This is a genomic window from Komagataeibacter melomenusus (assembly GCF_013155395.1).
Taxonomy (GTDB): domain Bacteria; phylum Pseudomonadota; class Alphaproteobacteria; order Acetobacterales; family Acetobacteraceae; genus Komagataeibacter; species Komagataeibacter melomenusus.
In genome coordinates this window covers 1-10,070 of record NZ_JABJWC010000072.1, presented here as the reverse complement: position 1 = coordinate 10,070, position 10,070 = coordinate 1, and the positions used below count along the sequence as shown (strand labels likewise).

Sequence of the window (10,070 nt, the reverse complement as noted above, 5' to 3'; positions counted from 1 at the left end):
GGGGCGGCCCCGCGCTCGGCCAGCGCGCTGCCCAGCATGGCGCCAACCGCAAGGCCCGCAATGCCGCTGCCTACGGCCAGCCCCGCGCCACCGCCACCGCCGCGGTAGCCGCCCCTGCCATGCCACCCGCCGCGTGGCGGGCCGCCATGCCAGCCGGGACCGGGTCCGCCACGCCAGGGCTGGGCATGGGCCGCAGGCATGGCGGTGGCCAGCAGGCCAAGGGCGAAGCTGGCTGACAGGAGGGAAGCAGTGAGTTTACGCAGCTTCATGGGCTTTGAGTACCTCGGCGTGTCGTGAAGGCGAAGAACGGGGCACGATAGGCGCCCCGCGTGGCGAAACGATGGCCCGGCGTCAGGCCACCCAGGGCAGCCGCTTGGTCAGGGCGGATAACCGGTGGCGGCGCAGTTCGTTGCGTGCGCGGGTGTCATTGGTCATGTAATTGAGCTGGATGGTATGGCGCGGGCCGACATACTGCCGGTGCCCATGCCATGTGTCCGGCCCGTTGGGAAAGACGAGCAGCGTGCCGTTGACCGGCGGGATCTCGGCTGCGAAATCCTCAAGGTCATGCCCGTTGCGCAAAAGGCGCAGGCAGCCTTCATGCCGGGCCCAGGCGGCCGCATCGGCAGGGTTGAGGTACAGCAGCACGGTCACGCGCTTGCTGTCGGAATCACGGTGGATGCGCCCGTCCTTTGCCCGCGTGCGCCCGCGCAGGGTCAGCATGGTGGGGGCGTTCTCAAGGTCGAGGTCGAATTTGGCGGCAATGAGCGCGCGCAGGCGTGGCCCCTCAAGCTCCGCCACCAGGCCCGCCATGAGTGGCGAGAGGCTGAGTGCCGCAGGCGGGAACGACCCGCCCGAGCGGATGTCGGGCAGGCTCGTGGCCAGCGCCTGCAGGTCGGCGGGGGGAATGAAATGCGGCACCACCACATGGGCGAAGGGCGCGGTTGCAACCGGCGTCGCCTCAAGTGCTGCATAGTCGGGGGTGACGGGTTGGATCATGCCATCTCTGCAAGCACGCGGGTGAAAGTGGCCCCGGTAACCGGGGCCGGTAAACCAATACGCGCCAGACTAGGGCCAGTTGCCTTCACCCGCAAGTGATCGCGCCGATCAGCTTTTGACAGTCTCCACCGCATCGAGCACGCGGCTGGAATAGACCACGGCGGCCCCCGCGTTGAGCGCCACGGCAACACCCAGCGCCTCGGCAATTTCCGCCTTTGTGGCCCCGGCTTTGACCGCCGCCGTGGAATGGACGGAAATGCATCCGTCGCATCGTGTGGTCACGGCTACGGCCAGCGCGATGAGTTCGCGGGTCTTGGCATCGAGGTGGCCGGTTTCGGTGGCGGCGCGGTCCAGGGTCTGGAGTCCCTTGAGCGTGCCGGGCGAGAGGGTGGCGAACGCGCCGATGGACTCGCCCAGATGGGCGCGGTAGGCGTTCCAGTCAGTCATCACAAATCCTCCATATGGTAGGGTTTGAGTTCACCAGATGGAGAGAACCCCTGTCATGACACAGTTTGGCGAGATCGGGGCCTTGCTGGGGGTTTTTTAACGGACTATCGCCAAATTATCATGAATACGGATATCGCCCCCGCCCGCCTGTCCGCTGCGGCGCAGCCCGCAGGCACCGGCCCCTTCGCCGCCTATGAGGCCCGTGTGGCTTCAGGCCGTCTTGACCGCGACCCCGAGCAGGAGAAAGCCGCCCGCAGGCTCGACCAGCTCTGGCGCGAACTGCGCGACTACCACCCGGTGGTCCAGTCCGCCCCGCCCGCCAGCGGCTGGCTTGGCGGGCTTAAGGCGCGGCTCGGCCTTGCGGGCCGCCCGGCCCATGAGCAGGCGCGACCGCGTGGGGTGTACATGGTGGGGCAGGTGGGGCGTGGAAAGACCATGCTGATGGACCTGTTCTTCAGCCTTGCCCCGGTGGAGCACAAGCGGCGGGTGCATTTCCACCGCTTCATGCAAGATGTGCACCAGCGCCTGCATGACATGAAGGAAGCCGACCCCTCCCTGTCCGATCCCATCCCGCCGCTCGCCCGCCAGATCGCGCAGGAGGCGTGGCTGCTGTGCTTTGATGAATTCCAGGTCAATGATATCGCGGATGCCATGATCCTTGGCCGCCTGTTCGACTACCTGTTCGCCGATGGCGTGGTGGTGGTCGCCACATCCAATACAAAGCCCGAGGACCTGTTCCAGGACCGGCCCGGCGCCGATGCGTTCAAGCCGTTCATTGCCGCGATCCTCAAGGAGGTTGATACCGTCATCCTCGATTCCCCGCGCGATTACCGCCGGGGCAACGCACGCGGCATGCAGACATGGATCATCCCCGTCGATGCGGCGGCGACGAAGGAACTCGACTCGATCTTCACCCGGCTGGCCAATGGCGCGCCGGTGGTGCCCGTCACGCTCGACATCATGGGCCGCACGCTGAAGGTTACGCGCGCGGCAGGCCCGGTCGCGCGCTTCAGCTTTGCCGAACTGTGCGGCACGCCGCTCGGCGCGGGTGACTACCTGGCACTGGCCACCCGCTTCCCCAACCTCGTGCTCGATGGCGTGCCGCGCATGGGGCCGGACAATTTTGACGAGGCGCGGCGCTTCATCGTGCTGATCGACACGCTGTACGAACAGAACGTCAAGCTGTTTGCCTCCGCCGAGGACCGGCCCGATGCCATCTATGCCAAGGGGCAGGGCGCGACCGCGTTCGAGCGCACGGCCTCGCGCCTCGAGGAGATGCAGAGCGCGGCCTACATGCAACTGCCGCACCTCAACGCATGATGGCCGAAAACGGCTGAAGGGTCACGCCATCGTGACGGTTATGGCGATGGTGTGACTGCCGGGGCGGTAGGCAAGCCGTGCGGTCTTTGCTTGGGTATGGGCAAGTTCGCATCAGCCGGGAGGCGTGCCGCGAAAGGCGATGTTTTGCAGCGCTCCGCCCCGCCATCACGGGTCAGGCACGAAAATGTCAGTATGCGCGGCAAGCAGACCTGATCCTGATGAATGATGGCGGCATCCCGGCAAGGGTGCGGCTAGGGTAGCGATACAAATCGGGCCGGCTGCCGTTTCAGGCCGGATCCGGAAATAGCGCGGCCACAAAGGCCGCCAGCGAGGAGATGTCTTCAATATGGCGGGCGTAGATATTCTTTCGACCGCATTCAGCGGCGCCAATACGGCCTATCTGGCCGAGTTGTATGCGCGCTGGGTGGCCGATCCCAACAGCGTCGATCCTTCCTTTGCCTCCCTGTTCCAGGAACTGCATGAGGAAGGCTCCGAAATCGTTCATGATGCGGAAGGGGCCTCCTGGGCGCCGCGCCCGCATATCATCACCGGCGATGAACCGGCCCCCCTGCCGGGTGGCAAGGCGGCGGGCGTTACGGCGGAGAGCCTGAAGGCGGCGGCCGATGACAGCCTGCGCGCAACGCAGCTCATCCGCGCCTTCCGCGTGCGCGGCCACCTTGAGGCACGGCTCGACCCGCTCGGCCTGCAGGTGCCCAAGCCCCATGCGGATCTCGACCCCGCCACCTACGGTTTCGGCCCCAAGGATCTCGACCGCCCGATCTACCTTGGCCACATCGTCGCCAGCCTGATCGGCTCGGACACCGCCACCATCAACCAGGTGCTCGATGCCCTGCGCGCGGTCTATTGCGGGCCGATCGGCGCCGAGTTCATGCACATCCAGGACCCCGAGCAGCGCATGTGGGTGCAGGCGCGCCTTGAGGGCGATAACTGGCGCAAGGGTGCCAGCCCCGAGCAGAAGAAGGTCATCCTGCAGCAGTTGACCGAGGCGGAGGGCTTCGAATCCTTCTGCCAGAAGCGTTATGTCGGCACCAAGCGCTTCGGCCTCGAGGGCGAGGACGTGACCATCCCCGCGCTGCACGCCATCATCGACCAGGCGGCACAGGGCGGCGTGCGCTCGGTGGCCATCGGCATGCCGCATCGCGGGCGCCTGAACACGCTCGTCAACATCGTGCGCAAGCCCTATACCGCCATCTTCAGCGAATTCGCCGGCGTGTCCTTCAAGCCGGACGACGTGCAGGGCTCGGGCGATGTGAAATACCATCTCGGCACCTCCACCGATGTCGAGATTGGCGGTACGCCCGTGCATATCTCGCTCCAGCCCAACCCCTCGCACCTCGAGGCGGTCGATCCGGTCGTGATCGGCAAGGTGCGCGCAACGCAGGATGATGACGACCCCCACCAGCGCGGCCGCCACATGGGCGTGCTGCTGCATGGTGATGCGGCCTTTGCGGGCCAGGGCATCGTGTATGAAACGCTGGCCATGTCGCAACTGATCGGCTACCGCACCGGCGGCACGATCCACGTCGTGGTCAACAACCAGATCGGGTTTACCACCGTCTCGGTCCATTCGTTTTCGGGTCTGTACTGCACGGACGTGGCCAAGGCGGTGCAGGCCCCGATCCTGCACGTCAATGGCGACGAGCCGGAGGCGGTGATCTACTGTTCGCGCCTTGCCGCCGAGTTCCGCCAGAAGTTCGCCTCCGACGTGGTGCTCGACATCGTGGGCTATCGCCGCCATGGCCATAACGAGTCCGATGAGCCGTCATTTACCCAGCCCACCATGTACAAGGCCATCGCGGCGCGTCCGACCATCCGCACGCTCTATTCCGACCGCCTGGTGCGCGAAGGCGTGGTGACGGAGGCCGAGGTTACCGCCGAGTGGGATGGCTTCCACAACAAGCTCGAGCAGGCCTATCAGGCCGCCCAGGGCTACAAGCCCAACAAGGCCGACTGGCTGGAAGGCGCGTGGAAGGGCCTCAAGCCGCCGCCGGTCGACACCACCCTGCCCGCGCCTGAAACCGGTGTCGCCATCGACCGCCTGAAGGAAGTGGGCGCGTCGCTGGCCCATGTGCCTGATGACTTCAATGCCAACCCCAAGATCATCCGCCAGCTCAAGGCCAAGGCGAAGATGTTCGAGACCGGCGAAGGCATCGACTGGGCCACGGGCGAGGCGCTGGGCTTCGGCACGCTGCTGCTCGACAAGCACCATGTCCGCCTGTCGGGCGAGGACTGCCAGCGCGGCACCTTCAGCCAGCGCCACGCGGTGCTGATCGACCAGGTGAACCAGAACACCTACGTGCCGCTCAACAACATCGCCAAGGACCAGGCGGCCATCGAGATCTATAACTCGCTGCTGTCCGAATTCGGCGTGCTGGGCTTTGAATATGGCTACTCGCTGGCCGACCCCAACGCGCTGGTGCTGTGGGAGGCGCAGTTCGGTGACTTTGCCAACGGCGCGCAGGTCATCATCGACCAGTTCATCGCCTCGGGCGAGACCAAGTGGCTGCGTATGTCGGGCCTCGTGATGCTGCTGCCGCATGGCTATGAAGGGCAGGGGCCGGAGCATTCCTCCGCCCGCCTCGAGCGCTACCTGCAGCTCTGCGCCGAGAACAACATGCGGGTGTGCAACATCACCACGCCGGCCAACTACTTCCACGCGCTGCGCCGCCAGCTGTTCCTGGATTACCGCAAGCCGCTGATCATCATGACGCCCAAGTCCCTGCTGCGCCACAAGCTGGCGGTGTCGGAACTCAAGGATTTCGGTCCGGGCACGCGCTTCCTGCCGGTGATTGGCGAGATCGACCCGATCGCAGCGCCTGACAAGGTGGACCGCGTGGTGATCTGCTCGGGCAAGGTCTATTACGATCTGCTGGCCGAGCGCCGCGAGCGCAAGCTCGATAACGTCGCCATCGTGCGCCTTGAGCAGTTCTATCCCTTCCCCGCCAAGATGCTGGGCGCGGAACTGGCCCGCTACAAGCAGGCCAAGGTGATCTGGTGCCAGGAAGAACCCGAGAACATGGGCGGCTGGACCTTTGTCGATCGCCTGATCGAGGGCGTGCTGGGCGATATTGGCCACAAGAGCACGCGCCCGACCTTTGTGGGGCGGGTTGCGGCTGCAAGCCCGGCTACGGGTCTTGCCAAGGTGCATGTGGCCGAGCAGGCCGCACTGGTGAACAAGGCGCTGGGCGTCAGCGCCTGATACGGGCCGGGTAGAACACACAACAGGGGGGCGGCCTGCCGGTCGCACCCCCAGATAACGAATGGGGCCGCCCGCAGCCCGGTTGGGGCAGGGGCGGCCAAGGGATTGGGAAACAGGAAATGTCCGCCGAGATCAAGGTACCGACACTGGGTGAAAGCGTAACCACGGCAACCATCGCCAAGTGGCTCAAGCAGCCGGGGGATGCCGTGAACGAAGATGACCCGTTGGTGGAACTCGAAACCGACAAGGTCAGCGTGGAAGTGCCCGCCCCGCAGGCTGGCGTGCTTGGTCCGCTGCTGGTGCCCGAAGGGGCCGAGGTGGAAGTGGGCACCGTGCTCTCCACCATCGAGGCCGGTAGTGGCGCAGCCCCCAAGGCTGCCGCCACCCCCGCGCCGAAGAAGGACGCCGCCCCCGCTGGCGTGCAGGCCCAGCCTGCAACCCCCGGCCCGGTGGCGCGTCCCGCCACCCCGCCGTCTGATGTGGCAGCACAGGGTGCGGCCAGCGTGGCCTTCCCCGCCGCGCGCAAGGTCATGGCCGAGCAGGGCGTAACGCCGGCCCAGGTCGGCACCGGCACGGGCAAGGACGGGCGCATCACCAAGGGCGATGTGCAGAGCTTCCTCGCCCAGCCGCGTGCGGCGGCTCCTGCTGCCGCCCCGCGCCCGCCGCGCCAGGACGACCCGCGTGAAGAGCGCGTGAAGATGACGCGCCTGCGCCGCACCATCGCCCGCCGCCTCAAGGATGCGCAGAACACCGCAGCCCTGCTGACTACCTTCAACGAGGTGGACATGTCGGCGGTGATGCAGATGCGCGCCGAATACAAGGACCTGTTCATCAAGAAGCATAACGGCGTGAAGCTGGGCTTCATGTCCATCTTCAGCCGCGCGGTCATCGCGGCGTTGCAGGAATTCCCGGCCATCAACGCCGAGATCGACGGCGATGACGTGATCTACCGCGAGTTCGTCAACCTCGGCATTGCCGTGGGTGGCCCCAACGGGCTGGTCGTGCCCGTGATCCGTGATGCCGACAAGATGGGCTTTGCCCAGATCGAAAGCGCGATTGCAGGCTTTGGCAAGAAGGCACGCGAAGGCACGCTCAAGATCGATGAACTGTCGGGCGGCACGTTCTCGATCACCAATGGCGGCATCTATGGCTCGCTCATGTCCACGCCCATCATCAACGCGCCGCAGTCGGCCATCCTTGGCATGCATGCCATCCAGGAGCGCCCGATGGCGGTGAACGGGCAGGTGGTGATCCGCCCGATGATGTATATCGCGCTGACCTACGACCACCGGATCGTGGATGGCAAGGAGGCGGTCAGCTTCCTCGTGCGCGTCAAGCAGAACGTGGAAGATCCGCGCCGTCTGCTGCTGCAGGTCTGATGCCTGCCGGGGCCGCGCTTTTGTGGCGCGGCCCTACGCGCAACCGCATAGCAAGCAGGACTGACAAGACATGACAATCGATATCAAGGTGCCCACGCTGGGCGAGAGCGTGACCACGGCAACGGTCGCCAAATGGCTGAAGCAGCCCGGTGACGCGGTCAATGCCGATGATCCGATCGCCGAGCTGGAAACCGACAAGGTCAGCGTGGAAGTACCCGCCCCGCAGGCGGGCGTGCTGGGTGCCCATGCCGTAAAAGAAGGCGATGAGGTCGAGGTCGGCACCGTGCTGACAACCCTTACGCCGGGTGCGGGCGGCGCCACGGCGGCTCCGGCCCCCGCCGCCAGGCCCGCGCAGGCGGCTGCACCCGCACCGGCGGCAGCCCCCGCGCCCAAGCCTGCGGTCGAGGCCCCGGCCGAGACGGATTACGACGTGATCGTGATCGGCGCTGGCCCCGGTGGCTATGTGTGCGCCATTCGCGCAGCCCAGCTTGGCTTCAAGGTGGCGTGCGTGGAAAAGCGCGCGACCCTTGGCGGCACCTGCCTCAACGTGGGTTGTATCCCGTCCAAGGCGCTGTTGCAGCAGTCCGAGAACTTCCATGCCGCCAAGGATGAATATGGCGAGATGGGCATCATCATCGACAGCGTGAAGCTGGATCTGGCGAAGATGATGGCGCGCAAGCAATCCGTGGTCGATGCCAACGTGAAGGGCGTGGAGTTCCTGTTCAAGAAGAACAAGGTCACCTGGCTCAAGGGCACCGGCAAGGTCGAGGGCACGGGGCGCATCACGGTTGATGGCAAGCCGGTTACGGCCAAGCACATCGTCATTGCCAGCGGCAGCGACAGCGCGGGCCTGCCGGGCGTGGAGGTGGATGAAAAGCAGATCGTCACCTCCACCGGCGCGCTCGAACTCTCTGCCGTGCCCAAGAAAATGGTGGTGATTGGCGGCGGCGTGATCGGCCTTGAACTGGGCAGCGTGTGGCACCGCCTTGGCGCGGATGTGACCGTGATCGAATATCTCGACCGTCTGGTGCCTGGCACCGATAACGAGGTGGCCAAGACCTTCCAGCGCATCCTGACCAAGCAGGGCCTGAAGATGAAGCTGGGCCACAAGGTGACCAAGGCTGAAAAAGGCCCCAAGGGCGTGACCCTGACCGTGGAACCCGCCAAGGGGGGCACGGCCGAGACGCTGGAAGCCGACGTGGTGCTGCTGGCCATTGGCCGCACGGCGGCGAGCAAGGGCTTCGGGCTGGAGGAAGCGGGCATTGCGCTGGACAAGCGCGGCCGCATCGTGACCGACGCGCATTACGCCACCAGCGTGCCCGGCATCTATGCCATTGGCGACGTGATTGCAGGCCCCATGCTGGCCCACAAGGCCGAGGAAGAAGGCGTTGCCATAGCCGAACTGCTGGCAGGCCAGGCGGGCCATGTGAATTACGGCGCGATCCCCGCCGTGGTCTATACGTGGCCGGAAGTGGCGACCGTGGGCAAGACCGAGGAGACCCTGAAAGAAGAGGGCGTTGCCTACAAGGTTGGCAAATTCCCCTTCACCGCCAATGGCCGCGCGCGCGCCATCGGCATGACCGACGGGTTCGTGAAGGTTCTGGCCGACGCCACCACCGATCAGGTGCTTGGCGTGCACATTATCGGCCCGATGGCGGGCGAACTGATTGCCGAATGCACCATGGCGATCGAGTTTGGCGCCTCGTCGGAAGATATTGCCCGCACCTGTCACGCCCACCCCACGCTGAGCGAGGCGGTGAAGGAAGCAGCCCTCGATGTGGACAAGCGCGCCATTCATATCTGACCTGCCGCCGCACTCAAAAACCCACCCGGCAACAAGGTTGTCGGGTGGGTTTTTTATGGAAGGACGATGTTCAAAAATATTTGGGTGCGGTGCCGGAAGACCTGCATTTATTCATGTATGAATGCATTTCTAGCTGTATTGCCGACAATATTGGTCATGACAGCATCAACTGTTCCACCCAAGACACCGCCTATCAGGGGCACCATTTTTGTTACATTGATCAGACCTGTTGAACCTGCTTTGGTTGCCAGCCTGAAACCGACGGTTTTGTTAATTGTTTTAATCATTTCGCCAGTTATGTATTTCTGAATGGTCGATGCAGTTAACTTTTTACCAATTTCGATGCCTGTTGCTTTAATAATTTCTGTAGCGCTGTTGCCGGTCAGGCAGACATAGCAAAGCGTCTTTATCCTGTCGTCTAGTATATCATGACCACCAATATGAGCGATTCCTGCAATCATCCTGAGTTGGATATAAAGAGTAGATGCCATATTAGCTGGTATGGCAACGGGAAGGGTTACAAGTCCACCCATATTTGTAATAAAACCATTTGTGGCTGCTTTTGTATTTTGCCACCTGATTAAGCTATTTGCAGCGTCAATTCGATTATTTTTATTGGATCTTAAATATTCATCTCCAAATTCTTGGGCAGTGCCAAGCGTACCAAAACCGGTAACCGCTTTTCCATATGACCATTCAAGTGCCTTCCCAATAATGTTTATTTCTTTGTCAGATGACATGATTATATGCTCCAGAGTTCTTTTATTAAAATGACCTTAGGGCCTGTTAGGGCTTGATCCAGTCTGCTGCGGCAGCGATGTGGATGACCGCGAGGAACGACGTTGCTGTTTTTTCATATCTGGTTGCGACAGCGCGCCACTCCTTGAGGCGAGCCCAGAGGTTC

9 protein-coding genes are annotated in these 10,070 nt (G+C 63.7%); 4 read left to right on the top strand and 5 right to left on the bottom strand.

Going from position 1 to position 10,070, the window contains the following annotated elements:
• The 3 genes from HNW77_RS16355 to HNW77_RS16345 all read right to left on the bottom strand — a co-directional run.
• The coding region (locus tag HNW77_RS16355) for a hypothetical protein (RefSeq protein ID WP_172159091.1) at positions 1-269 on the bottom strand (269 nt) is incomplete at its 3' end.
• 82 nt (positions 270-351) lie between these two features.
• Positions 352-996 (bottom strand): 2OG-Fe(II) oxygenase, encoded by a 645-nt coding sequence (locus HNW77_RS16350; protein ID WP_172159089.1) that lies wholly within the window; start codon positions 994-996, stop codon positions 352-354.
• A gap of 108 nt (positions 997-1,104) precedes the next feature.
• The gene (locus HNW77_RS16345; RefSeq protein ID WP_172159088.1) at positions 1,105-1,443 is read right to left on the bottom strand and encodes a carboxymuconolactone decarboxylase family protein; all 339 of its coding nucleotides are present in this window, start codon (positions 1,441-1,443) and stop codon (positions 1,105-1,107) included.
• Positions 1,444-1,563: 120 nt separating this feature from the next.
• Here HNW77_RS16345 and zapE point away from each other — a divergent pair, with 120 nt between their 5' ends.
• From zapE to lpdA, 4 genes are all read left to right on the top strand, one after another.
• Positions 1,564-2,763 carry a cell division protein ZapE gene (gene zapE, locus HNW77_RS16340; RefSeq protein WP_172159086.1) on the top strand — a complete coding sequence of 400 codons (1,200 nt, stop codon included), beginning with the start codon at positions 1,564-1,566 and terminating at the stop codon, positions 2,761-2,763.
• 346 nt (positions 2,764-3,109) lie between these two features.
• Positions 3,110-5,983: a 2-oxoglutarate dehydrogenase E1 component gene (locus HNW77_RS16335; protein ID WP_172159084.1), complete on the top strand. Its 2,874-nt coding sequence runs from the start codon at positions 3,110-3,112 to the stop codon at positions 5,981-5,983.
• A gap of 119 nt (positions 5,984-6,102) precedes the next feature.
• On the top strand, positions 6,103-7,362 hold the full coding sequence (odhB, locus tag HNW77_RS16330) for a 2-oxoglutarate dehydrogenase complex dihydrolipoyllysine-residue succinyltransferase (RefSeq protein ID WP_172159083.1): 1,260 nt from the start codon (positions 6,103-6,105) through the stop codon (positions 7,360-7,362).
• A 70-nt stretch (positions 7,363-7,432) separates the two neighbouring features.
• Positions 7,433-9,166, top strand: a complete 1,734-nt coding sequence (lpdA, locus tag HNW77_RS16325) for a dihydrolipoyl dehydrogenase (RefSeq protein WP_172159081.1) — start codon at positions 7,433-7,435, stop codon at positions 9,164-9,166.
• 107 nt (positions 9,167-9,273) lie between these two features.
• On the opposite strand, the gene HNW77_RS16320 is transcribed toward lpdA, so the two are convergent.
• Together HNW77_RS16320 and HNW77_RS16315 are read right to left on the bottom strand one after the other, a co-directional pair.
• Positions 9,274-9,906, bottom strand: coding sequence for an EcsC family protein (locus HNW77_RS16320; protein ID WP_172159079.1), 633 nt, complete (start codon positions 9,904-9,906; stop codon positions 9,274-9,276).
• Positions 9,907-9,952: 46 nt separating this feature from the next.
• Positions 9,953-10,070, bottom strand: a 118-nt coding sequence (locus tag HNW77_RS16315) for a transposase (RefSeq protein WP_018308590.1), incomplete at its 5' end; no start/stop codon positions are given.

Excerpts from the sequence above, each read along its gene's own strand:
- zapE (WP_172159086.1), top strand. The coding sequence starts at position 1,564 with ATGAATACGGATATCGCCCCCGCCCGCCTGTCCGCTGCGGCGCAGCCC.
- odhB (WP_172159083.1), top strand. The coding sequence starts at position 6,103 with ATGTCCGCCGAGATCAAGGTACCGACACTGGGTGAAAGCGTAACCACG.
- HNW77_RS16350 (WP_172159089.1), bottom strand. The coding sequence starts at position 996 with ATGATCCAACCCGTCACCCCCGACTATGCAGCACTTGAGGCGACGCCG.
- HNW77_RS16320 (WP_172159079.1), bottom strand. The coding sequence starts at position 9,906 with ATGTCATCTGACAAAGAAATAAACATTATTGGGAAGGCACTTGAATGG.
- HNW77_RS16345 (WP_172159088.1), bottom strand. The coding sequence starts at position 1,443 with ATGACTGACTGGAACGCCTACCGCGCCCATCTGGGCGAGTCCATCGGC.
- HNW77_RS16335 (WP_172159084.1), top strand. The coding sequence starts at position 3,110 with ATGGCGGGCGTAGATATTCTTTCGACCGCATTCAGCGGCGCCAATACG.
- lpdA (WP_172159081.1), top strand. The coding sequence starts at position 7,433 with ATGACAATCGATATCAAGGTGCCCACGCTGGGCGAGAGCGTGACCACG.